20 protein-coding genes and 2 pseudogenes are annotated in these 24,899 nt (G+C 38.0%); 19 read left to right on the forward strand and 3 right to left on the reverse strand.

The features are described 5' to 3' along the window. The first annotated feature begins 3 nt into the window (after window positions 1-3). The 5 genes from pgsA to HMPREF9182_RS05960 all read left to right on the forward strand — a co-directional run bounded on the left by pgsA (window position 4) and on the right by HMPREF9182_RS05960 (window position 3,796). Complete coding sequence (pgsA, locus tag HMPREF9182_RS05940; RefSeq protein ID WP_009443552.1) at window positions 4-543, forward strand: CDP-diacylglycerol--glycerol-3-phosphate 3-phosphatidyltransferase; 540 nt, start codon at window positions 4-6, stop codon at window positions 541-543. A 2-nt stretch (window positions 544-545) separates the two neighbouring features. Then, complete coding sequence (locus tag HMPREF9182_RS05945; protein ID WP_037603047.1) at window positions 546-1,370, forward strand: energy-coupling factor transporter ATPase; 825 nt, start codon at window positions 546-548, stop codon at window positions 1,368-1,370. Further along, complete coding sequence (locus HMPREF9182_RS05950) at window positions 1,355-2,194, forward strand: energy-coupling factor transporter ATPase (protein WP_009443786.1); 840 nt, start codon at window positions 1,355-1,357, stop codon at window positions 2,192-2,194. Before HMPREF9182_RS05945 ends, HMPREF9182_RS05950 begins: the two co-directional genes overlap by 16 nt. Then, window positions 2,187-2,981, forward strand: a complete 795-nt coding sequence (locus HMPREF9182_RS05955) for an energy-coupling factor transporter transmembrane component T family protein (RefSeq protein WP_009754730.1) — start codon at window positions 2,187-2,189, stop codon at window positions 2,979-2,981. Before HMPREF9182_RS05950 ends, HMPREF9182_RS05955 begins: the two co-directional genes overlap by 8 nt. Before the next feature lie 185 nt (window positions 2,982-3,166). Next, window positions 3,167-3,796: a LysM peptidoglycan-binding domain-containing protein gene (locus HMPREF9182_RS05960; RefSeq protein ID WP_009444023.1), complete on the forward strand. Its 630-nt coding sequence runs from the start codon at window positions 3,167-3,169 to the stop codon at window positions 3,794-3,796. A gap of 54 nt (window positions 3,797-3,850) precedes the next feature. On the opposite strand, the gene sdaAA is transcribed toward HMPREF9182_RS05960, so the two are convergent. Further along, window positions 3,851-4,723 (reverse strand): L-serine ammonia-lyase, iron-sulfur-dependent, subunit alpha, encoded by an 873-nt coding sequence (gene sdaAA / locus HMPREF9182_RS05965; RefSeq protein WP_009754999.1) that lies wholly within the window; start codon window positions 4,721-4,723, stop codon window positions 3,851-3,853. 8 nt (window positions 4,724-4,731) lie between these two features. Further along, window positions 4,732-5,403 (reverse strand): L-serine ammonia-lyase, iron-sulfur-dependent subunit beta, encoded by a 672-nt coding sequence (sdaAB, locus tag HMPREF9182_RS05970; protein ID WP_009754292.1) that lies wholly within the window; start codon window positions 5,401-5,403, stop codon window positions 4,732-4,734. Window positions 5,404-5,715: 312 nt separating this feature from the next. Between sdaAB and HMPREF9182_RS05975 the strand changes: the two genes are divergently transcribed. From HMPREF9182_RS05975 to mnmG, 4 genes are all read left to right on the forward strand, one after another. Then, the gene (locus tag HMPREF9182_RS05975) at window positions 5,716-6,258 is read left to right on the forward strand and encodes a LysM peptidoglycan-binding domain-containing protein (protein WP_009443114.1); all 543 of its coding nucleotides are present in this window, start codon (window positions 5,716-5,718) and stop codon (window positions 6,256-6,258) included. 297 nt (window positions 6,259-6,555) lie between these two features. Then, a complete protein-coding gene (mnmA, locus tag HMPREF9182_RS05980; protein WP_009754388.1) occupies window positions 6,556-7,677 on the forward strand; it encodes a tRNA 2-thiouridine(34) synthase MnmA in 1,122 nt (373 codons plus the stop codon). A gap of 15 nt (window positions 7,678-7,692) precedes the next feature. Further along, complete coding sequence (locus HMPREF9182_RS05985; protein WP_009443393.1) at window positions 7,693-8,709, forward strand: hypothetical protein; 1,017 nt, start codon at window positions 7,693-7,695, stop codon at window positions 8,707-8,709. Between the two features lie 148 nt (window positions 8,710-8,857). Then, window positions 8,858-10,777: a tRNA uridine-5-carboxymethylaminomethyl(34) synthesis enzyme MnmG gene (mnmG, locus tag HMPREF9182_RS05990; RefSeq protein WP_037603050.1), complete on the forward strand. Its 1,920-nt coding sequence runs from the start codon at window positions 8,858-8,860 to the stop codon at window positions 10,775-10,777. A gap of 58 nt (window positions 10,778-10,835) precedes the next feature. Here the strand turns inward: mnmG and HMPREF9182_RS10015 are convergent. Then, window positions 10,836-12,159, reverse strand: a pseudogene (locus HMPREF9182_RS10015) (IS3 family transposase). Window positions 12,160-12,731: 572 nt separating this feature from the next. On the opposite strand from HMPREF9182_RS10015, the gene HMPREF9182_RS06005 reads away from it, so the two are divergent. From HMPREF9182_RS06005 to HMPREF9182_RS06050, 10 genes and pseudogenes are all read left to right on the forward strand, one after another. Then, the gene (locus tag HMPREF9182_RS06005) at window positions 12,732-14,711 is read left to right on the forward strand and encodes a DHH family phosphoesterase (protein WP_009754605.1); all 1,980 of its coding nucleotides are present in this window, start codon (window positions 12,732-12,734) and stop codon (window positions 14,709-14,711) included. Beyond that, a pseudogene (gene rplI / locus HMPREF9182_RS06010) lies at window positions 14,708-15,159 on the forward strand (50S ribosomal protein L9). Before HMPREF9182_RS06005 ends, rplI begins: the two are co-directional and overlap by 4 nt. Window positions 15,160-15,183: 24 nt before the next feature. After that, complete coding sequence (gene dnaB, locus HMPREF9182_RS06015; protein ID WP_009443674.1) at window positions 15,184-16,539, forward strand: replicative DNA helicase; 1,356 nt, start codon at window positions 15,184-15,186, stop codon at window positions 16,537-16,539. A 2-nt stretch (window positions 16,540-16,541) separates the two neighbouring features. Further along, window positions 16,542-16,832, forward strand: coding sequence for a Veg family protein (locus HMPREF9182_RS06020; RefSeq protein WP_009443342.1), 291 nt, complete (start codon window positions 16,542-16,544; stop codon window positions 16,830-16,832). A gap of 118 nt (window positions 16,833-16,950) precedes the next feature. Next, window positions 16,951-18,138, forward strand: coding sequence for a pyridoxal phosphate-dependent aminotransferase (locus HMPREF9182_RS06025; RefSeq protein ID WP_009755009.1), 1,188 nt, complete (start codon window positions 16,951-16,953; stop codon window positions 18,136-18,138). After that, entirely contained in the window at window positions 18,116-18,898 is a 783-nt protein-coding gene (recO, locus tag HMPREF9182_RS06030) for a DNA repair protein RecO (RefSeq protein WP_037602755.1), read from the forward strand. Before HMPREF9182_RS06025 ends, recO begins: the two co-directional genes overlap by 23 nt. After that, complete coding sequence (plsX, locus tag HMPREF9182_RS06035) at window positions 18,895-19,893, forward strand: phosphate acyltransferase PlsX (RefSeq protein WP_009443424.1); 999 nt, start codon at window positions 18,895-18,897, stop codon at window positions 19,891-19,893. Before recO ends, plsX begins: the two co-directional genes overlap by 4 nt. Before the next feature lies 1 nt (window position 19,894). Then, window positions 19,895-20,134, forward strand: a complete 240-nt coding sequence (locus HMPREF9182_RS06040; protein ID WP_009755084.1) for an acyl carrier protein — start codon at window positions 19,895-19,897, stop codon at window positions 20,132-20,134. 177 nt (window positions 20,135-20,311) lie between these two features. Then, window positions 20,312-21,019, forward strand: a complete 708-nt coding sequence (purC, locus tag HMPREF9182_RS06045) for a phosphoribosylaminoimidazolesuccinocarboxamide synthase (protein ID WP_009754326.1) — start codon at window positions 20,312-20,314, stop codon at window positions 21,017-21,019. A 9-nt stretch (window positions 21,020-21,028) separates the two neighbouring features. Next, window positions 21,029-24,754 (forward strand): phosphoribosylformylglycinamidine synthase, encoded by a 3,726-nt coding sequence (locus tag HMPREF9182_RS06050; protein ID WP_009443535.1) that lies wholly within the window; start codon window positions 21,029-21,031, stop codon window positions 24,752-24,754. Window positions 24,755-24,899: the final 145 nt, after the last annotated feature.

Here is a 24,899-nt window from a genome sequence, read left to right on the forward strand (position 1 = left end):
GCTATGAAAAAAGAAAATATTCCAAATGCTTTAACACTTTTACGTATTGCCTTGATACCAGTTTTTATCTTGCTATTAACCGTTGGCTCTTCTAGAGGAGTACATGTGACTGCTGCGATTATTTTTGCAGTAGCCAGTATTACAGATTATTTAGATGGGTATTTAGCTCGGAAATGGCAAGTTGTTACAAATTTTGGTAAGTTTGCTGATCCGATGGCAGATAAGCTTTTAGTGATGTCAGCTTTCATTATGTTGATTGAAATGAATATGGCTCCCGCTTGGGTAGTTGCTGTGATTATTTGCCGAGAGCTAGCTGTGACTGGATTACGCCTTCTTTTAGTAGAAACTGGAGGAACCGTCTTAGCTGCTGCTATGCCAGGTAAAATTAAGACTTTTACACAGATGTTTGCTATTATTTTCTTACTTCTTCATTGGACGATTTTAGGTCAAATACTCCTGTATATTGCTTTAATTTTTACTATCTATTCTGGATATGACTATTTCAAAGGGAGCGCTTATCTTTTTAAAGATACCTTTAAATAATGATGAAAAATATTATCGAAGTACGTAATCTTAAATATAAGTATGAAAACGAATCAGAACAGTATATCTTGAATGATGTAACGTTTCACGTGAAACAAGGGGAGTGGCTGTCTATCGTTGGTCATAACGGAAGCGGAAAATCAACCACAGTTCGTTTAATTGATGGCCTTTTGGAAGCAGAAAGTGGTGAAATTTTTATTGCAGGAGATCGTCTAACTGCTGAAAATGTCTGGGAGAAACGTCGCCATATTGGAATGGTTTTTCAAAATCCAGATAATCAGTTTGTCGGCGCAACCGTTGAAGATGATGTCGCCTTTGGTTTGGAAAATCAGGGAATAGATCATGCAACTATGGTGAGTCGTGTAACAGAAGCTCTAGAAATCGTTGGAATGAAAGAGTTTAAAGATCGTGAACCTGCTCGGCTGTCTGGAGGACAAAAGCAACGTGTTGCTATTGCTGGTGTTGTGGCGCTTCGGCCGGATATTATAATTCTTGATGAAGCTACTAGCATGCTAGATCCAGAAGGTCGACTAGACTTGATTCAAACAGTCAAAAGGATCAAGGATAGCCATAATATGACTGTTATTTCCATTACACATGATTTAGATGAGGTGGCTCTAAGTGATCGTGTTTTGGTCATGAAAAAAGGAAGAGTAGAGTCGAGTAGTACGGCTAAGGAACTCTTTTCAAGATCAGATTTAGAAGAATTAGGCCTTGATCAGCCTTTTTCAAATCAAGTAAAAGTTAGTTTGGCTGAAGATTTTGACTTACCGACTGGCTATTTAACAGAAAAAGAATTGCAGGAATCTTTATGGGAATCACTTTAAAGAATGTCAGTTATACTTATCAAGCAGGCACTCCATTTGAGGGACCTGCCCTTTTTGATGTGAATTTAGAAGTAAAAACGGGATCATATACCGCTTTAATTGGTCACACTGGTAGTGGAAAGTCTACTATTCTACAGCTATTAAATGGTTTATTGACCCCTTCTTCAGGAAGCGTGTTGGTTGATGATATAGAAATTACGGCAGCTTCTATCAATAAAGATATTAAGCAAGTGAGAAAGAAAGTCGGTTTAGTTTTTCAATTTGCTGAAAGCCAAGTATTTGCAGAAACAGTTTTGGAAGATGTGGCTTTTGGACCACAAAATTTTGGTGTTTCAAAAGAAGAGGCAGAGCGCGTGGCGAGAGAAAAATTACTGTTGGTAGGGATTTCTGAAGATTTATTTGTAAGGAGTCCTTTTGAACTATCAGGAGGGCAAATGAGGCGGGTAGCTATCGCAGGAATCTTAGCGATGGAACCAGAAGTTTTAGTATTAGATGAGCCAACAGCTGGTTTAGATCCATTAGGTAGAAAAGAATTAATGGAGCTTTTTAGTCATTTACATAATGACGGTATGACGATTGTACTAGTGACTCATTTAATGGATGACGTTGCGAATTTTGCTGATACTGTTTATATTATGGAGAAAGGTCGCCTAATCAGAAGTGGAAATCCTAAAGATATTTTTCAAGATGTAGATTTCATGGAAAATATTCAACTAGGAGTTCCTAAGATTACAAAATTTGCTCAAAATATGGTTCAAAAAGGCTTGAGATTGCCTAGCTTACCCATTACAATTACAGAATTTAAGGAGATGCTACATGGATAAAATGATTTTAGGACGCTATATTCCAGGTAATTCTGTTATTCATCGTCTTGATCCTAGAAGTAAGCTATTAGCCATGTTGTTATTTATCCTAATTATTTTCTGGGCAAATAATTTAATAACGAATTTATTGCTATTTTCTTTTACTTTATTCTTGGTATTTTTATCTAGAATTCCAATAGGATTCTTTGTAAAAGGTCTGAAATCTATGCTTTTCTTAGTTGCATTCACGACAATTTTTCAACTTGTATTCACAACTGCAGGGACGCCTATTTTTCAGTTTTCATTTATTCATATTACAGATATTGGGCTAGGTCAAGCAGGTATTATTTTTAGTCGATTTATTTTGATCATATTTTTTTCTACTTTACTAAGTTTAACGACTATGCCCCTTAGTTTGGCAGATGCTGTAGAATCGCTTTTAAAACCTTTTCGAATCTTTAAACTGCCTGTTCATGAAATTGGATTGATGCTATCAATGAGCTTGCGTTTTGTACCTACTTTGATGGATGATACTGTTCGTATTATGAATGCTCAAAGAGCGCGTGGAGTTGATTTTGGTGAAGGAAATATGATGCAAAAGGTAAAATCAATTATTCCTATTCTAATTCCTTTATTTGCCTCCAGTTTTAAAAGAGCAGATGCCTTAGCTATTGCTATGGAAGCACGTGGTTATCAAGGTGGAGATAATCGGAGTCGCTATAGACAACTAAGATGGAAAACAGCAGATTCTATCGCCATTCTTAGTTTATTCCTTTTGGGTGCTATATTATTTTTACTTAAAAATTAATGTCAAGTATCTATTTTGTGTAAATTTCACATATATATTTTAAATAATAAGATAAAACCTTGATTTAAAGCGTTTTTGCTTTTTAAATAAAATAAATCTGTAATTTTTGTAACTTAATTTTAAAAAAACTGTAACATTCAAAGTATATGATGGTAGTATCACGAAAAGGAGAAACTAAAGTAATAATGAAATTACAATCAATGAAAGGCTCAGTTGCAACTCTTGCAACAGCAGCTACTTTATTTATCTCAGGAGTTGTTGCTAACGCAGATACATATACTGTCAAAGCCGAAGATACTTTATCAGAAATTGCAAAAGATAAGTCAACAACAGTTGAAAAATTAGTTGAATTGAATCATATTCAAAATCCAGATTTGATTTTTGTGGATCAAGTTTTAGAACTTGGTGATGTTAAAGCAAACCAAGCCTCAAAAGCAGCTACTAAACCGTCAGCGGCTCCTACTGCACAATCAAATTCTGTTGTACCAGCTACACCAGCGCCAGCAACAGATGTTGCCACACCGAACTATTCAAATTATAGCTCAGGAGTTGTTCTTGAGAATGGAAATACTCCAGGTGAAATTGGTTCTTACGCTGCAGCACGTATGGCTGAGTTAACAGGCGTATCTGCGACAACCTGGGAAACAATTATTGCACGTGAATCAAATGGACAAGTAGATGCTTACAATCCTTCTGGAGCTAGCGGTCTTTTCCAAACAATGCCTTTCTGGGGTTCAACAGCTACCGTTGAAGACCAGATTCAAACAGCTTATAGAGCTTATACAGAACAAGGCCTAGCTGCTTGGGGATTTTAGAATAAAAAAACGGCACATGCCGTTTTTTTATGTTTACAATATTGTCAATTACATTTACTCTCCAAATATTTCTTTTGATAATCTTCTGCCTGTAGGAGTTGCTGCTAATCCTCCTTCTGCGGTTTCTCTGAAAGCAGTAGGAAGACTCGATCCAACTTGATACATAGCGTCAATGACTTCGTCAACAGGAATTTTGGACTCAATACCTGCCAGTGCCATATCGGCTGCAATAAAGGCGTAGCTCGCTCCCATAGCATTTCGCTTTACACATGGAACTTCTACTAATCCAGCTACAGGGTCGCAAATTAAGCCAAGCATGTTTTTAATCACAAAGCAAATAGCTTGGCTTGCCTGAAAAGGAGAACCTCCAGCGGCCAGTACTAAGGCAGCTGCGCTCATAGCAGAAGCAGAACCAACCTCAGCTTGACAGCCTCCTTCAGCACCTGAAATAGAAGCATTATTGGCAATGACTAAGCCAAATGCACCAGCAGATAAAAGGAAATTTAACTGTTGTTCTTCTGTAAGGTTTAATTTTTCAATTGCTGATGTCAGAACAGCTGGTAAACAGCCTGCACTACCAGCTGTAGGAGTAGCACAGACTAGTCCCATTTTGGCGTTGTGCTCATTTACTGCAATAGCATTTTTTGCAGCTGTTAATACAGTATAGTCTGACAATGCTTTTCCTGATGCGATATATTGGTTAAGTTTTGCTGCATCTCCACCTGTCAGCCCACTACGAGATTTACTTTCGTCCAGTCCAAGAAGGACAGAAGCCTTCATCACTTCGAGATTTCGAGTCATCAGGCGTAGAACCTCGTCTCTTTCTCTTCCAGTCAATTCATACTCAGTAGCAATCATCAATTCTGCAACATTACCATTGAAATCTAAATCAGCTTGTTCAACTAATTCTTTGATGGAATAAAACATATTTTCTCCTATTTAAAGAAATTCACATTGTGCAGATGAGGAATTTTGCGAATCTCATTGATAGCTTCCTCGCAACTACGACTATCCACTTCAATAATCATTATTGCTTTTTCTCCAGCTTTTTCACGGGTAACATTCATCTGAGCAATATTGATATTGTAACGAGATAGAGCTTCTGTGACATGAGCAATCATGCCTGGAACATCCTGATGGACGATAATGATTGTCGGCGTGTTCATGCTAAGAGAGACAGAAAAACCATTCAGTTCCGTTACCTGAATGTTTCCTCCACCGATAGATACACCTGTTACACTAATTGTTTTGCGGTCGTTTTTGACCGTTATTTTTGTTGTGTTAGGATGGGGAGCATTGCTGTCTTTCTGAATTGTCCAGACAATTTTGATGCTGCGTTTATGGGCAATTTCAAGGCTATTAGGAATTTCAGGATCATCTGTATCCATGCCTAGTATCCCCGCTACAAGAGCTAAGTCAGTTCCGTGACCACGGTATGTTTTAGCAAAAGAGTTAAAAAGTTGAAATTCAACCTCAGTTGGTTCATCATTAAAAATAGAAGCAACAATTTTCCCGATACGAACAGCACCAGCTGTATGACTGCTTGATGGACCAATCATTACCGGTCCTATAATGTCAAAAACGGATTGAAATCTTAATGAAGACATAGTTTCTCCTTGCGTACATTTCTACTTTTATTATAACAAAGTTAAGGATTTTCCGCTGATTTTTAGATGAGAAATACTTTATGATAAAGGCTATTTTTTTAAAAATATACTTAGATAAATAAAGGGAAATTCCTTTATTTAAGACTTATATTAGCTTTCTTATTGTAATTTCAATAATTTTGTAATATTTATCATCTATTTTCAAAGTCAGAGTAATATAGTACTTGTATGATAGATGTATAGCGAAACGACTTAGTAAATAGAAAAAATATAGTTTCTAATATTCGCTAATTGTAAGAAAAGGAGTAAAAAATGCATATACAGACATTTTTCAAAAACAAAAAAACAGTAAAGGCGAGTTTTATAAGTCTCGCAGCGATCGTTTTATTTTTACCAGTGGTGGCCAATGCAGATAGCTATACAGTAAAATCGGGTGATACCTTATCTGCTATTGCATCGCAAAAGAATACTACAGTAGAGAAATTAGCAGAGTTAAATCATATTTCAAATGTAGATCTTATTCATACTGGTCAAGTGCTGGAATTGGGAAATACAAATAAATCTCAATCAACTAGTAAAACATCTTCAACTTCTGCGAAAGCAACTAGCATTCCATCAGTTGGCTTGAATACAGAAGAATCAGAAGCAAAAGAGTTTATTGCGCAAAAAGAATCAAGTGGTAGTTATACTGCTCAGAATGGTCAATATTATGGACGCTATCAATTAACGATTACTTATTTGAATGGTGATTTATCACCTGAAAATCAAGAAAAAGTGGCCAATGCGTATGTTACAAATCGCTATGGTTCATGGGTAGCTGCCAAATCTTTCTGGTTGGCAAATGGTTGGTATTAGACATAAGACTGGACAAAAGGTCCAGTCTTTTAAATTTATATAAAAAATGTAAAGTGGTTGATTGACCTCATTGTAGTTTTTTAAGTCTCCATGATGTCAATCAACTTTGTAGGGTGGAACAAGGAACAGTTTCAAGATGTCTGATATTTTTTCCGATTAGATTGACAATGGTGTAAATCTATAGACTATTGTTGAAATAATTAAATAATGTTATAATAAAGCTGCTCAAGCGACCTTCAATCGTTTAAAGCATAACACGACCTTCAATCGTGAATAACGAAAAGATGGGAGAATTTTATGAGTGATAACTCTAAGATTCGTGTCGTCGTCGGTATGAGTGGAGGTGTTGATTCATCTGTAACTGCTTTGCTCTTGAAAGAGCAGGGGTATGATGTAATTGGCATTTTCATGAAAAACTGGGATGACACAGATGAATTTGGGGTCTGCACAGCAACAGAAGACTATAGGGACGTAGCAGCTGTGGCAGATCAAATTGGTATTCCTTACTACTCTGTCAACTTTGAAAAAGAGTACTGGGATCGCGTTTTTGAATATTTCTTAGCAGAATATCGGGCAGGTCGTACCCCTAATCCAGATGTAATGTGTAATAAGGAAATTAAGTTTAAAGCTTTTCTTGACTATGCATTGACACTGGGAGCAGACTATGTAGCCACAGGCCACTATGCTCAAGTAGTGCGTGATAAGGATGGGACCATTCATATGTTACGCGGAAAAGATAATAATAAAGATCAGACTTATTTTTTGAGTCAACTTTCACAAGAACAACTACAGAAAACAATGTTTCCGCTGGGTCACTTAGAAAAATCAGAAGTACGAGCGATAGCTGAGCGTGCAGGACTGGCAACAGCTAAGAAGAAAGATTCGACTGGAATTTGTTTTATTGGCGAAAAGAACTTTAAAGAATTTTTGAGTCAATATTTACCTGCTCAACCAGGCCGTATGATGACATTGGAAGGCAGAGATATGGGACAACATGCAGGTTTAATGTACTATACCATTGGGCAGAGAGGTGGACTCGGCATTGGTGGTCAACATGGTGGAGATAATGAACCTTGGTTTGTTGTTGGAAAAGATTTAAGACAAAATATCCTCTATGTAGGCCAAGGATTTTATCATGACAATTTAATGTCAACTAGCTTGACAGCAAGTCAAATTCACTTTACAAGAAAGATGCCAGATGAGTTTACCTTAGAGTGTACAGCTAAGTTTCGTTATCGACAACCAGATACTAAAGTTACAGTTTTTGTAAAGGGTGACAAAGCAACTGTCGACTTTGACCAACCACAAAGAGCAATCACCCCTGGCCAGGCAGTCGTTTTCTACGATGGCGAAGAATGTTTAGGTGGCGGCTTAATTGACAATGCATATATGAATAATCAGGTAAGACAATATATTTAGGTTAAGGTAATAGCCATGAAAAAGAATAGAAGATATACTGTAACGGATTCTGAAATGAGCTTCTTTTATCATGAAATTGTTGACAAAATCTTGACAGAATTTGATATGAAAAAGGAAGAAAAGTATGTGAAAATATATTGGTGGATAGGATTGCCTACTTTCTATGTATTTTTGATTTCTCTATTCTTTATTATTAATGATCTCATATTGCAAAGTTGGGATGAAATTGTCTTCTATATCTGCTTGATTTTTCTCTTATTATCTTTATTTATTTGGTTCTTGCTTTATAAAATTGTTCTCAAGAAAATTTGGGAGGCCAATGGCTGGAGAACTGACAAATATTTATATTATAAAAAGTTAGTCAACATTAAACAATACGTTGCTGGTTTATCAGACAACGATGTGTATGATAACTTACAGCAAATTTTACTAGAAGTTAAATCTAGAGAATCCAAAAAACGGTTTTTCTCGGATGCAAGGTTTACAGTTGAATTACACATCATTTCAATATTAGCAATTATTCCGATTACGACTATTTTAATGCAATCTTTTATAATCTATTCTAAAATATTTCCTGTTAGTCTGATTTTGGGGTTTATTATTGTAGCAACAATTGCTTTAACAATTTTAGAATTTGCCTTTTTCTTTGTTAGCCAGCCGATGTATGGTGAAAATTTAAGAAATCGTAATATTAAGAGATATCTGAAGGATATTTTATATTATAGAGAAAAATTGGATCAATTTTACGAGAAAAAGGAAGTTGACAGCATGTTGACAGAATCTGACACGTCCTTACTTGAGCAGAAATCCGAAACGCTTCCTTTGAATGAGTGGCCTGATCAGTTTAAGCAGAAATCAAATGCCCTTAATGAACAATTTTCAACCACAGATGATTATGAATCATTATTTGAAAAATTTTCGGATTATCAAGGACAACTCAAAAACAGTAAGTCTCAAAAAGTTGGTCATAAGGCGAAAACATCAGCAGAACAATGGATTCAAGATATGAAAGCCATTATGTCAAAAGATTAGCAATGATCTTTATTGACAAATCTCTTCAATTTGCTACAATAAGATAAGCAATACCTATGATGGTCAAAGCTCATGGATGTTGCAGGCTTTTTGTCCTGCACTTCTAGAGATTTGGCCTTTTTTGGTGAAAAAAATGAAGGAAAAAGAAATGTCACACAATTTTACTGAAAGTTATGATATTATCGTGATTGGAGCAGGACATGCTGGGGTTGAAGCATCGCTTGCTGCCAGTCGCATGGGATGTAAAGTTTTGCTAGCAACCATCAATATTGAGATGCTGGCTTTTATGCCATGCAATCCCTCGATCGGAGGATCTGCAAAAGGCATTGTCGTTCGTGAAGTAGATGCTTTGGGCGGGGAGATGGCCAAGAATATCGATAAGAGCTATATCCAGATGAAAATGCTCAATACTGGCAAAGGACCTGCAGTTCGTGCTCTTAGAGCGCAAGCGGATAAAGAGCTTTATTCCAAAGAAATGCGTAAGACTGTTGAAAATCAAGAAAATTTGACTTTGCGACAAACCATGATTAATGAAATCTTGGTTGAAGATGGTAAAGTAATTGGTGTTAAAACGGCGACGCAACAGGAATATGCAGCTAAAGCTGTCATTGTTACCACTGGAACAGCCTTGAGGGGAGAAATCATCATTGGTGATCTCAAGTATTCATCTGGTCCAAACCATAGCTTGGCAGCCATTCCTTTAGCAGATAACCTGCGGGATCTAGGTTTTGAAATTGGTCGTTTTAAAACCGGAACGCCTCCGCGTGTCAAGGCGTCATCTATCAATTATGATGTGACTGAAATCCAGCCAGGTGATAAAAAGGCCAATCATTTCTCTTACACATCTCGTGATGAGGACTATGTGAAAGATCAGGTGCCTTGCTGGTTGACCTATACCAATGCGGAAAGTCATGAAATTATCCAAAATAACCTACACCGGGCTCCTATGTTTTCAGGCATCGTTAAGGGAGTGGGGCCACGCTATTGCCCGTCTATCGAGGATAAGATTGTCCGTTTTGCGGACAAGGAACGACACCAGCTTTTCTTAGAGCCTGAGGGCCGTGATACAGAAGAAGTTTATGTGCAGGGGCTGTCAACTAGTTTGCCAGAAGATGTACAAAAAGAATTGGTTCACTCTATCAAGGGTCTAGAAAATGCAGAGATGATGCGGACAGGCTATGCTATTGAGTATGATATGATCATGCCTCACCAGTTGCGGGCAACCTTGGAAACCAAGAAAATTTCAGGTCTCTTTACAGCAGGTCAGACAAATGGGACTTCTGGCTATGAAGAAGCTGCAGGTCAAGGGATTATCGCTGGGATTAATGCGGCCTTGAAAATCCAAGGTAAGCCGGAGTTAATCTTGAAGCGTAGTGATGGATACATTGGAGTCATGATTGATGATTTGGTCACCAAGGGAACCGTAGAACCTTATCGACTTTTGACTAGCCGAGCTGAGTACCGTTTGATTCTCCGCCATGACAATGCCGATATGCGTTTAACAGAGATGGGGCGAGAAATTGGTCTGGTAGATGATGAGCGCTGGGCTCGTTTCGAAATTAAAAAGAATCAATTTGACAATGAAATGAAGCGTTTGGAATCCATCAAGCTAAAACCTGTCAAGGAAACCAATGCTAAGGTAGAAGAGCTTGGCTTTAAGCCTCTGACAGATGCAGTAACTGCCAAAGAATTTATGCGACGTCCGGAAGTGTCTTACCAGGATGTGGTTCAGTTCATTGGTCCGGCGGCAGAGGAGCTTGATGAAAAGATTATCGAGCTAATTGAAACAGAGATTAAGTACGAAGGCTATATTTCTAAAGCCCTTGATCAGGTTGAGAAGATGAAACGCATGGAAGAGAAGCGCATTCCAGCTAATATCGACTGGGATGATATTGACTCAATTGCGACAGAAGCACGACAGAAGTTTAAGAAAATCAATCCGGAAACAATTGGTCAGGCTAGTCGCATTTCTGGTGTCAACCCAGCTGATATTTCTATTTTGATGGTTTATTTGGAAGGAAAAGCACGGAGTATTTCAAAAAATAAAGACAAGCAAAAACACGTTTGATTTTGTACTGACCCCCAAAAGTTAGACAATTAATTTAAGCAAAGGATTTAGTTCTATATTATACAGGACTAAGTCCTTTTAATTTTACTTTGATTCGTTTGTTGTTGTAATAATCAATATAGTCGACGATTGCCCCCTCAAGTTCCTTTATAGACTTAAAAGTCTTCTCATAGCCGTAAAACATCTCTGATTTAAGAATGCCAAAGAACGATTCGATCATACCATTGTCAGTACTATTCCCCTTGCGAGACATAGATGGCTGAATTCCCTTATCTTCTAAAAAATTATGATATAACTCATGCTGGTATTGCCATCCCTGATCACTGTGGAGAATAGTCTTCTCATATTGTTCTTCTCTAAATGCTTGTTCTAACATATCTTTTATTTGGTTTAAATTCGGTGAAGACGATAGAGTATAGGCTATAATTTCGCTGTTATAACCATCTAAAATTGGTGATAGATATAGTTTTTGGTTACTTGTTGGAATAGAAAACTCTGTAATGTCTGTATAGCACTTTTCCAATGGTTTTAAAGCTTTGAATTGGCGTTGAATAATATTCTCAGCTTTCTTTCCAACTTCTCCATGATAAGAAGAATACTTACGTTTTCGACGAATACGAGCAGTTAGCCCCAACAGTTTCATCAGACGTTGTACCTTCTTATGGTTTACGATGAACCCACGGTTTCTAAGCTCAAGAGTAATACGACGGTATCCATAATTTCCTTTATGGTCGTTATAAATGGTTTGTATTTCGTTTTTTACGTCCTGATTCTTATCTTCTTGGTTTAGCTGCTTTAAGTGATAATAGTAAGTTGAACGGGCAAGTTTGATAATCTTTAAAAGAATATCTAAAGGAAACTCTGACACTAACTCTCTGACAATCTGCGTCTTTCTTCTTTCTCTTTTTCCTCCTTCAAGCGGAGTTCTCTCAACTTTTTTAGAATGGCATTCTCCGCTCTTAAATACTCATTTTCAGCCTGAAGGCGTTCTAGTTCTGTCATCTCTTCCGTTTTTTCTTTGGCTTACGTCCCATTTTAGGTACTCTCCCTCTTGTTTTCTCAACAATAGTATACCCATTTTTCTTGTATTGTGCTATCCAATTTTTCAATAGCGAAGGATCGGGTAAAGCATAATCTAAAGATACACTTCTTAGTGAACGACCTTTAAGCAGAACTTTATTAATTATTTCTTCCTTTAATTCGGGAGAATAGTAACGATTCTTTCCTTTTTTTGCGATTTCTGTCCCATAACGATCAATCAATTTAATCATATACTGAAGATTAGAAATGTTTATCTCAAATTGATTTGAAAGTCGTCTAAAGCTCTCTCCTTGCTTTCTCAATTCATATATTTGAACTTTATCTTTATAAGTTAATTTCATAATAAAACACCCCAAAAGTTAGATTTTTTCTGTCTAACTTTTGGGGTGCAGTTCATTTCTCAAGCGTGTTTTTATAGCGATAGATTGACATAGGTGTAAACAAATTGTCAATTCAAGATTGACAACGTAATGAATATTTTTAGAGTGAAAACGATAAGTTTATAGACAAAGATAGAAATAGGATATAAAAAGGGTAATAGGCATTATTATCTCGGACCTTCGGTTAATATTTCTTTCATAGAGCTTAGTTAGATTAGGAGGATAAAGCTGGAGGGCGGGAAGTAGTAAAAAGTAATCAAGTAAAGTGAAGACGGTAAATGGAGTGTGAAATGGCAAAGAGTATTGTTTTATGCAAACGATAGGTCTTGTCAACAAAATTTACAAAATTGACAATGAATGAGTAAATAAAAGCAAGAAAATGAGTAGAATATGACATAAAATGAATATGAAATATAACTCCTTTTAAGAGTAAGTATAATTGTCATATTTCAGTCTTTTTTACTAATAAAAGAGCAAAGGAAAACTCGCTTTTTTCCTTAATTTATGGTAAAATGGCGGATAAGAGGTTTGTGATGAAAAAATTTCATTTTGCTCCAGTTCACTTTGTCATGCTGGGGGTTATTTCTTTTGGAATCTTAGCCATTTTGTTGCGGGTATTCGGTGAGGGAACACTTGCCTTGCTTGCAGCCTTTTTTGTGGTAGCTTTTTTCACTCTTGTCTTGATTTACCAACAAAAAATGTTTGAAGCAGATGAGTTTGAGCAGATTCAATATGTTAATCATCATGCAGAAAATAGTCTGACTTCCTTATTGGATCAAATGCCTGTTGGAGTTATTAAAATCAAGAAAGAAACAGGGGAAGTTGAATGGTTTAACCCTTATGCAGAATTACTTTGCACAACGGAAGATGGCGAGTTTGATACAGAAGTGCTACAACGGATGATGGACGCTTCACTTGAGGGATCTGGTCGCTATTTGACGGTTGGCGATAAAAAATACTCTATTTATTTGGATCGCTCATCTAATGTTTTTTACTTTTTTGATGCTTCTAGCGAGTATGAGGCGACTGCTGAACTGGTTACTACAAGACCAGTTATCGGAATTATTTCTGTTGATAATTATGATGATTTGGAAGATGTTGTGTCAGACTCAGACATCAGTCAGATTAATAGCTTTGTTGCAAATTATGTTGCAGAATTTGCTGATCGTTACCACATGTTTTACCGTCGTGTAGGAACAGATCGTTTTTATCTTTTTACAGACTTTACAGTTTTAGATCAGTTAATGCAGGATAAGTTTTCTGTTATTGACCAATTTCGATTAGAAGCCAAAAATCGTGAAATTCCTTTGACTTTGAGTATGGGATTTGCTTATGGAGATGGAGATCACGACCAAATTGGTAAAACAGCTCTGCTAAATCTAAACTTAGCGGAAGTTCGAGGCGGTGACCAGGCTGTCGTAAAGGAAAATGATGAAAGCAAAAATCCAATCTTCTTTGGTGGAGGAACGGCCTCGGCTGTTAAGCGCACTCGTACTCGTACTCGGGCAATGATGACAGCCATTTCTGACAAGATTCGAAGTGTGGACCAAGTTTTGGTTATGGGACATAAAAACTTAGATATGGACGCATTAGGTTCTGCTGTTGGTATGCAACTCTTTGCAAGTAATCTAATCGATAAGAGTTATGTTGTCTATGATCCATATCAAATGGCGGCAGATATTGAACGTGCAGTAAATAGACTTCAAGAAGAAGGCCAGACTCAGTTCATTACGGTAGCAAAAGCTATGACGATGGTGAGTGGAAATTCTTTATTGATTATGGTTGATCATTCAAAGATTGAGTTGACCTTGTCGAAAGAACTTTACGAACAGTTTTATCAAACGATTGTCATTGACCATCACCGACGAGATGATGATTTTCCTGAAAATGCTGTGATTACCTATATTGAGAGCGGTGCTAGTAGTGCAAGTGAACTTGTTACTGAGTTGCTCCAATTCCAAAATTCTAAGAAAAATAGACTCGGTAAAATGCAAGCTAGTGTTTTGATGGCGGGCATGATGCTGGATACGAAGAATTTCACATCACGAGTTACGAGTAGAACATTTGATGTAGCAAGTTACTTACGGACACGTGGTAGTGATAGTGTGGCCATTCAAGATATTTCAGCGACAGATTTTGACGAGTATCGGTCTGTCAATGAGTTAATTCTGAGAGGAAGCAAGATTCTACCAAATGTCATTGTAGCAAGTGGTGCAGAGGACACTAGCTATCCAACAGTGGTTATCAGTAAGGCGGCAGACACAATGCTTGCCATGTCTGGCATTGAAGCAACTTTTGTGGTAAGTAAGAATACGCAAGGATATGTTTCTATTTCCGCACGTAGTCGAAGTAAAATTAATGTTCAACGGATTATGGAAAAAATGGGCGGTGGCGGACACTTCAATCTGGCAGCTGCACAAATGAAAGATATAACGGTTGCAGAGGCAACGCGTAAGTTGAATCAAGAAATTTTGGATGAAACAATCAAAAAAGAAGAGGAGAAGATAGAATGAAAGTTATTTTTTTAGCAGATGTAAAAGGCAAAGGAAAAAAGGGGAAATCAAAGAAGTCCCTACAGGATATGCTCAGAATTTTTTGATTAAGAAGAATCTAGCAAAAGAAGCGACTGCTCAAGCTGTTGGAGAATTGCGTGGAAAACAAAAATCAGAGGAAAAAGCTCATGCAGAATTGGTTGCTGAAGCTCAAGCAATTAAGGCTAAGTTAGCCGAAGAAACGACTGTAGTCGAATTTACTGAAAAAGTTGGTCCAGATGGCTGGACATTTGGGTCTATCACTAGTAAGAAAATTGCAGAAGAGTTAGAGAAACAATTCGGAATTAAATTAGATAAACGAAACATCAAGGTAGAGTCACCGATTCGTTCAATCGGCTTGATTGATGTACAAGTCAAAATTTACCAAGACATTACAGGTATCATCAATCTGCGTGTCAAGGAAGGATAAGGTAATAGGAGAGAGGAGTTCTTTATGGCAGAGATTGATGAATTACGAGCGCAGCCTCAAGATATTTTAGCAGAGCAGTCTGTTCTAGGAGCTATTTTTCTTGATGAGAGCAAGCTCGTTTTCGTTCGCGAGTATATCGAGCCAGCAGACTTCTTTAAGTATGCCAACCGCTTGATTTTCAAGGCTATGATTGATTTGGCTGATCGCGGAGATGCTATTGATGCAACGACAGTTCGTAATATTTTAGATAGCCAGGATGATTTGCAAAATATTGGTGGTCTGAGTTATTTAGTTGAGGTTATTAACTCGGTTCCAACTTCTGCAAATGCGGAATATTATGCAAAAATTGTTGCTGAAAAAGCAATATTGCGCCGCTTGATCACACGTCTGACAGATTCTATCAACCAAGCTTATGATGGGGCAAGTCCAGCAGACGAAATCATTGCTGGGGCAGAGAAAGCTTTGATTGATGTCAGCGAAAATGCCAATCGTAGTGGTTTTAAGAATATCAAGGATATTCTGAATATTAACTTTGAAAATTTAGAGGTTAGATCACAGCAAACATCACATATTACGGGAATTGCAACTGGTTATCCCGAACTGGATAGGATGACTACAGGCTTGCATGAGGAAGAGCTAATCATTTTGGCTGCTCGTCCTGCGGTCGGAAAAACTGCTTTTGCTCTTAATATTGCCCAGAATATTGGTACAAAGTTAGATAAGACTGTAGCTATCTTCTCTTTGGAAATGGGAGCAGAAAGCTTGGTAGACCGGATGTTGGCCTCTGAAGGAGTGATTAATTCTCACTCGATTCGTACAGGACAACTTAGCGATGAGGAATGGCGAAAGGTGACCATTGCACAAGCCAATTTGGCTCAGGCTAGTATTTATATTGATGATACGCCAGGGATTCGGATTACAGAGATTCGTTCAAGGGCTAGGAAGTTGGCCCAAGAGACGGGGAATCTTGGCTTGATTTTGATTGACTATCTGCAACTGATTACAGGGACGGGGCGTGAAAATCGCCAACAAGAGGTTTCAGAAATCTCTCGTCAACTGAAGATTTTAGCAAAAGAGTTAAAAGTACCAGTGATCGCCCTGAGTCAGCTTTCTCGTGGAGTAGAGCAACGGCAAGATAAACGTCCGGTATTATCAGATATTCGTGAGTCTGGATCAATTGAGCAGGACGCGGATATTGTGGCCTTTTTATACCGTGATGATTACTATGATCGAGCTGGTGAAGAGGAAGAAGGCATTCCAAATAATAAGGTTGAGGTTATTATCGAAAAGAACCGGAGCGGTGCGCGTGGTACTGTAGAGTTGATTTTCCAAAAAGAATACAATAAATTTTCAAGTATTTCTAAGAGGGAGGAAGTATAAAAATGAGTGATGCATTTACAGATGTTGCAAAGATGAAAAAAATAAAGGAAGATATCAAAGCTCATGAGGGGCAGATGGTCGAGATGACTTTGGAAAATGGTCGGAAACGTCAAAAAGATAAAAAAGGCCGTTTAATTGAAGTTTACCCTTCTTTATTTATCGTAGAGTACATCAATGACAAGGTTCCTGAGGAGGATTCTGCTCGAACTTATGTTGAGTCTTATACGTATTCAGATATCTTGACAGAAAAGAATTTGATTCGCTATTTTGATGAAGAAGTAGAAGAGAATTAAAAGTTAAGAAATGAGATTGGACTTGGTCACAATCTTTTTCCTTTTAGGTAGATAGTCAGATTTTGCGACAGATTTTTATTTGTAGTATAATGTTTGAAAAGATGTGGGGGAAAGAATGATGGATTTAATGAAACGCTTTAATAAGCATTTAGATAAGATTGCAGTATCTATGATTCGCCAGTTTGATCAGTCCATATCTGACATTCCGGGAGTTTTGCGCTTAACTTTGGGAGAGCCAGATTTTACAACTCCAGATCATATTAAAGAGGCGGCTAAAGCTGCAATTGATGCCAATCAAAGCCACTATACTGGTATGAGTGGTTTGTTAGAGCTTCGTCAAGCTGCTAGTAGTTTTGTTAAAGAAAAATATCATCTAGATTACAACCCAGAATCAGAGGTCTTAGTGACAATCGGTGCAACAGAAGCATTGTCAGCGACCTTAACAGCCATTTTGGAAGAAGGCGATATTGTACTACTTCCGGCACCTGCTTATCCTGGTTATGAGCCACTTGTTAATCTCATGGGTGCTGAGATTGTCGAGATTGATACGACAGAAAATGATTTTGTTTTAACACCAGAAATGCTGGAAAAAGCCATTTTAGAGCAAGGCGAAAAAGTCAAAGCTGTCATTCTGAATTACCCAGCAAATCCGACTGGTGTGACTTATTCGCGTCAGCAAATTCAGGAGTTTGCGGCCGTTTTACAAAAATATGAAGTCTTTGTGATCTGTGATGAAGTTTATTCTGAGTTGACCTATACAGGAGAGACGCATGTTTCTTTGGGGCAATACTTGAGAAATCAGACGGTTGTTATCAATGGACTTTCAAAATCTCATGCGATGACTGGTTGGAGATTGGGATTTGTATTTGCTCCGGCAGTATTTACGGCTCAAATTATTAAGAGTCATCAGTATTTGGTGACAGCGGCTACTACTATGGCCCAGTTTGCTGGTGCTGAAGCGTTATTGGATGGGAAAAATGATGCAGAGCCGATGAAAAAGGAATATCTCAAACGTCGAGATTACATCCTAGAAAAAATGACCAGTCTGGGTTTTAAAATTATTAAACCAGATGGCGCATTTTATATTTTTGCGAAGATTCCAGATGGATACAATCAAGATTCATTTGCATTTCTGAAAGATTTTGCTGAGAAAAAAGCGGTAGCTTTTATACCAGGTGCTGCTTTTGGACAATACGGAGAAGGGTACATCCGACTTTCTTATGCAGCGAGCATGGAGGTTATTCAGGAGGCGATGAAACGCCTGAAGGAGTATATGGAAGAGTATGATGCAGTCCATCACGAGTAAGGCCTTGATTCTCTACAATCGTAATTTTAGAGAGGATGACAAGCTGGTTAAAATTTTTACAGAGCAAGCCGGGAAAAGGATGTTTTTTGTAAAACATGCTGTTAATTCTAAATTAAGTCCAGTCATTCAGCCTTTGACAATTGCTAATTTGCTGATGAAAATTAGCGATGAAGGTCTTAGTTATATTCAAGATTATCAGGATGTTCAGTCTTTTAATAGAATAAATAATGATTTATTTATCATGGCTTATGCGACTTATGTAGCGGCCTTAGCTGATGCTAGTATTCATGATAATCAGCCGGACGCCGCTCTCTTTGCTTTTTTGGAAAAGACTTTAGAGCTAATGAATCAAGGGTTAGATTATGAAATTTTGACGAACATTTTTGAAATCCAGATTCTATCACGTTTTGGAGTTTCTCTAAACTTTCACGAATGCGTATTTTGTCATCGAACGGGCATGCCTTTTGATTTTTCATTTAAATGGAATGGCCTATTGTGTCCAGAACACTACTATCAAGATGAGAGACGTAGCCATCTCCATCCAAATATCCCTTTTTTACTAAATCAATTTCAATCTGTTGAGTTTGAAACCTTGGAAACCATTTCATTGAATAAGGAAATCAAACAGCAATTACGGAACATTATAGATCAATTATATGATGAGTATGTTGGGATTCATCTAAAATCAAAAAAATTTATTGACTCTCTGGGCGACTGGGGAAATATTTTACAAGATAATCAGGATAAGGAGTCTACATGAAGAAAATAGCTATTGATGCGATGGGTGGGGATTTTGCACCTCAAGCTTTGGTCGAAGGAGCGAATCAAGCTTTAAGGGAATTCTCAGATATTGAATTGATTTTATATGGAGATGAAGCAAAAATCAAACAATATTTGACAGCTACTGAACGTGTCACTATTGTACATACGGACGAAAAAATTGAATCGGATGATGAGCCAACGAAAGCTATTAGGCAAAAAAAGAACGCAAGCATGATTTTAGCGGCTAAAGCTGTAAAGGCGGGAGAAGCAGATGCTGTCCTTTCCGCTGGCAATACAGGTGCTCTTTTAGCTGCAGGCTTCTTTATTGTAGGGCGAATAAAAAATATTGACCGTCCTGGTTTATTATCAACTCTTCCAACTATTAATGGTAAAGGATTTGATATGCTGGACTTAGGTGCTAATGCAGAAAATACGGCTCATCATTTGTATCAATACGCAAAGCTTGGCTCTTTCTATGCAGAAAGTGTAAGAGGAATCAAAAGACCTCGTGTAGGCCTCTTAAATAATGGTACAGAAAGTAGTAAAGGAGATCCTTTGCGCAAGGAGACATACGAGTTGCTTGCTGCAGATTCTACGATTCATTTCATTGGAAATGTTGAAGCGCGTGAATTAATGAATGATGTAGCAGATGTAGTGGTGACAGATGGTTTCACGGGAAACGCTGTTTTGAAGTCTATTGAAGGAACTGCTCTAAGCATCATGGGACAACTGAAAAAGAGCATCCTAGGTGGCGGTCTAAAAGCAAAATTAGGAGCTTTACTTTTAAAAGATAGTTTAAGAGAGCTGAAATCTAGCTTGGATTATTCGGAAGCTGGTGGAGCAGTATTATTTGGACTTAAGGCTCCAGTAGTCAAAACACATGGTTCAAGTGATGCTAAGACTGTTTGCAGTACGATTCGTCAAATCCGTACGATGTTGGATACAAATGTAGTAGGCAAGTCAGTTGCTGAATTTTCAAAGGAGGCAGAATAAAATGACACAAGAAGAGATTTATCAAAAAGTTGTTGCCATTATCCAAGAACGTCAAGGAACGGATTTTGTCGTAACTCCTAAACTGGGGCTTAAAGATAATTTAGGAGCAGACTCTGTAGATTTGATGGAATTTATTTTAACTTTAGAAGATGAATTTGGAATTGATATCTCTGATGAAGACATTGACCAACTGAAAAATGTTTCGGATGTTGTCTCATATGTAGAAAAGAAAGTAAAGTAGGCCTTTAGCCTACTTTTTTCTATGTTTTTATTCAGGAAAATTTATTAAGTAGTCTTATGGGTAGCAAATACTAAATAAAAAACAATGGCATCCATTTTATTGTGCGGATTTTACTTGTAAAAACAGATTTTATGTGGTAGTATTAAGATAACAAAAACACGAAAGGCGAATATTAAAATGTCCATTAATTTATTATATTCGGGAAAAGCAAAAGATATTTTTTCAACAAAAGATGAAGATGTGATTATAGCTCATTATAAGGACCAAGCAACAGCTTTTAATGGTGTGAAAAAGGAGCAAATTGAGGGCAAGGGGATACTCAATAATCAAATCTCATCTTTTATTTTTGAAAAGCTTAATGCTGCTGGTGTGGAGACGCATTTTATTGAAAAGATTTCGGACACAGATCAGCTCAATAAAAAAGTGAATATTATTCCTTTAGAAGTCGTATTGAGGAATTATACAGCAGGTTCTTTCTCTAAGCGCTTTGGCGTAGAGGAGGGAATAAAACTTGAGACTCCAATCGTTGAATTTTATTATAAAAATGATGATTTAGATGATCCTTTTATCAATGATGAGCATGTGAAATTTTTGCAGATTGCCACTGATGAAGAAATAGTATTTTTAAAAGAAGAGACTCGTCGGATTAATGAACTTTTATCAGATTGGTTCCGTCAAATCGGATTGAAGTTGATTGATTTTAAGGTAGAATTTGGTTTTGACAAAGATGGGAAAATTATTCTAGCAGATGAATTTTCACCAGATAATTGTCGTCTATGGGATGCGAATGGTCATCATATGGATAAAGATGTTTTCCGAAGAGGTTTAGGGAAGCTGACAGATGTTTATGAAACTGTCTGGGAGAAATTACAGGTATTAAAATAAGGTATTGAAATGGATAAACGTATTTTTGTTGAGAAAAAAGCAGATTTTCGGGTGAAATCAGATAGTTTGGTCAAGGAGCTTCAGCATAATCTCAGCTTGACCACTTTAAAAGTCATTCGTATTGTACAGGTCTATGATGTGTTTGATTTGGCAGAGGGTTTGTTCGCGCGTGCGGAGAAGTATATTTTTTCGGAGCAGGTGACCGATACTGTTTTGTCAGAAGAAACTGTGCAGGCTAATCTCGCCAACTATGCATTTTTCGCCATTGAAAGCTTGCCAGGTCAGTTTGACCAACGGGCAGCTTCATCTCAAGAAGCTTTGTTATTACTTGGTAGCTCAAGTAATGTGACAGTAAAAACAGCGCAACTTTACTTAGTCAATAAAGATATTGATGAAGCTGAGTTGGAGTCTGTTAAAAAATACTTGCTGAATCCAGTGGATTCACGCTTTAAGGATATTAAACAACCAATTCAATTGGAAAAATTTTCTGAATCGGATAAAACGATTCCCAAATTGACTTTCTTTGAAAGCTATACAGCAGAAGACTTTGCGCACTATAAGGCAGAACAAGGACTGGCTATGGAAGTGGATGATTTGCTCTTTATCCAAGAATATTTCAAGTCAATCGGACGTGTGCCAACAGAAACAGAGCTCAAAGTTTTGGATACTTACTGGTCTGATCACTGCCGTCACACGACTTTTGAGACTGAGTTGAAGACTATTGACTTCTCAGCGTCGAAATTCCAAAAGCAATTACAGGAAACATATGAGAAGTATCTAGCTATGCGTGAGAAATTAGGTCGTTCTGAAAAACCACAAACCTTAATGGATATGGCGACTATTTTTGGTCGTTACGAACGTGCTAATGGTCGTTTGGATGATATGGAAGTGTCTGACGAGATTAATGCTTGCTCGGTTGAAATCGAAGTGGATGTTGATGGTGTCAAGGAACCTTGGCTTCTCATGTTCAAAAATGAAACCCATAACCACCCAACGGAAATCGAACCATTTGGTGGAGCTGCGACATGTATCGGTGGGGCTATTCGTGACCCATTGTCTGGACGTTCTTATGTTTATCAAGCCATGCGTATTTCGGGGGCAGGTGATATTACGGCGCCAATTTCTGAAACACGTGCTGGGAAATTGCCACAACAAGTCATTTCTAGGACAGCAGCTCATGGTTACTCTTCTTATGGGAACCAGATTGGTCTTGCGACGACATATGTTCGCGAGTACTTCCACCCAGGATTTGTAGCTAAACGTATGGAGCTTGGTGCAGTTGTTGGCGCAGCTCCAAAGGAAAATGTAGTCCGTGAGAAACCTGAAGCGGGTGATGTGATTATCCTCCTCGGTGGGAAAACAGGTCGTGATGGTATTGGTGGTGCGACAGGATCTTCTAAGGTTCAAACAGTAGAGTCTGTAGAGACTGCTGGTGCAGAAGTTCAAAAAGGAAATGCCATTGAAGAACGCAAGATTCAACGTCTATTCCGTAATGGTGAGGTCACTCGTCTTATCAAGAAATCAAATGATTTTGGAGCAGGTGGTGTATGTGTGGCTATCGGAGAATTGGCAGATGGTCTTGAAATTGATCTGAACAAAGTACCTCTTAAATACCAAGGTTTGAATGGTACAGAAATTGCTATCTCTGAATCGCAAGAGCGGATGGCGGTCGTTGTTCGTCCGAAGGACGTAGAAGCCTTTGTTGCGGAATGCTATAAAGAAAATATTCATGCAGTTGTGGTCGCAGTTGTCACTGAAAAACCAAATCTGGTGATGCACTGGAATGGTGAAATGATCGTGGATTTGGAGCGTCGTTTCCTTGATACCAACGGAGTGCGTGTTGTTGTAAATGCCAAAGTAGTTGACAAGGATGTCAACCTACCTGAAAAACGATCAACATCTATAAATACACTTGAAGCAGATGTTCTTGCAGTTCTATCAGACTTGAATCATACGAGTCAAAAGGGATTGCAAACAATCTTTGATAGCTCAGTTGGTCGCTCAACTGTCAATCAACCACTAGGTGGACGACACCAAATCACGCCAACAGAAGCGTCTGTTCAGAAATTACCTGTACAACATGGTGTGACTCATACTGCATCAGTAATAGCTCAAGGTTACCATCCTTACTTGGCTAAATGGTCGCCTTATCATGGTGCAGCGTATGCTGTTATTGAGGCTACAGCTCGTCTGGTGGCAGTAGGTGCCAACTGGTCCAAGGCTCGCTTTTCTTATCAAGAATATTTTGAGCGGATGGACAAACAAGCTGAGCGTTTTGGACAACCAGTATCAGCACTTCTAGGTTCTATCGAAGCACAAATTCAACTTGGTTTACCATCTATCGGAGGTAAAGACTCTATGTCTGGTACTTTTGAAGAATTGACTGTACCACCAACTTTGGTTGCCTTTGGAGTGACAACGGCAGATAGTCGCAAGGTGCTCTCACCTGAATTTAAGACTGCTGGTGAACATATTTACTACATTCCGGGTCAAGAACTTTCTCAAGATATTGACTTTGAATTGATTAAGTCAAACTTTGCTAAATTTTCAGAGATTCACGCGGCACATAAGGTAACTGCAGCATCTGCGGTTAAATATGGCGGTGTTGTTGAAAGCCTCTCACTTGCAGTATTAGGGAATCACATTGGTGCAAATGTAGCATTGACTCATCTTGAGAGTAGCTTGACAGGACAATTAGGTGGATTTGTCTTTACTTCACCTGAAGAAATTACTGGAGTAGAGAAAATCGGTCAAACTAGTGCAGACTTTACACTAACTGTCAACGGTGTGAAGTTAGATGGATACAAACTTGACAGTTCCTTCCAAGGTAAACTGGAAGAAGTTTACCCAACTGAGTTTAGGCAAGAAACGGAATTGGCAGAAATTCCAGCTGTTATGTCTAGCATAGTCATCGAAGCCAAAAAAACAATTGAAAAACCTGTGGTTTACATCCCAGTATTCCCAGGAACTAACTCTGAATATGATTCAGCTAAAGCTTTTGAAAAAGAAGGAGCACAAGTAAACTTAGTGCCTTTCGTAACAATTGATGAAGATGCTATTGTCAAGTCTGTTGACAAGATGGTTGACAACATTGTCAATTCTGACATTATCTTCTTTGCAGGAGGTTTCTCAGCTGCAGACGAACCAGATGGTTCGGCAAAATTTATCGTTAACATATTGCTTAATGAGAAGGTTCGTGTTGCTATTGACAGCTTTATTGATAGAGGTGGCTTGATAATTGGTATTTGTAATGGATTTCAAGCTCTTGTAAAATCAGGACTTTTACCATATGGTAACTTTGAAGATGCAAGTAGCACAAGTCCAACTCTCTTTTATAATGACGCTAATCAGCATGTGGCTAGAATGGTGGAAACGCGTATTGTCAATACTAACTCACCGTGGCTTGCTGGTGTTACAGTTGGAGATATTCATGCGATCCCAGTATCGCATGGTGAAGGGAAGTTTGTCGTAACAGCAGAGGAGTTTGCAAGACTTCGTGACAATGGTCAGATTTGGAGTCAGTACGTAGATTTCGATGGTCAGCCAAGCATGGACAGTAAGTACAATCCTAACGGTTCCCTTTACGCTATCGAAGGAATCACTAGCAAGAATGGTCAAATTATCGGGAAAATGGGCCATTCAGAGCGCTGGGAGGAAGGCCTTTTTCAGAATATTCCAGGTCAGAAAGACCAGAAACTATTTGAAAGTGCTGTTCGCTATTTCAGACAGAAATAAATAGTCCTAGATATAGATGAGTTTCTAAAATAATAATGTATCAGACGACAGTATGAAAGCAGTGAAACTGAACTATAAGAAAGAATACGGAGTTGTTTAGCTTGATCGGCTAGCTTTCTCCATTTTGCAAGATAAAAGAATTTAG

This window comes from Streptococcus sp. oral taxon 056 str. F0418, from assembly GCF_000220065.1.
Lineage (GTDB): Bacteria > Bacillota > Bacilli > Lactobacillales > Streptococcaceae > Streptococcus.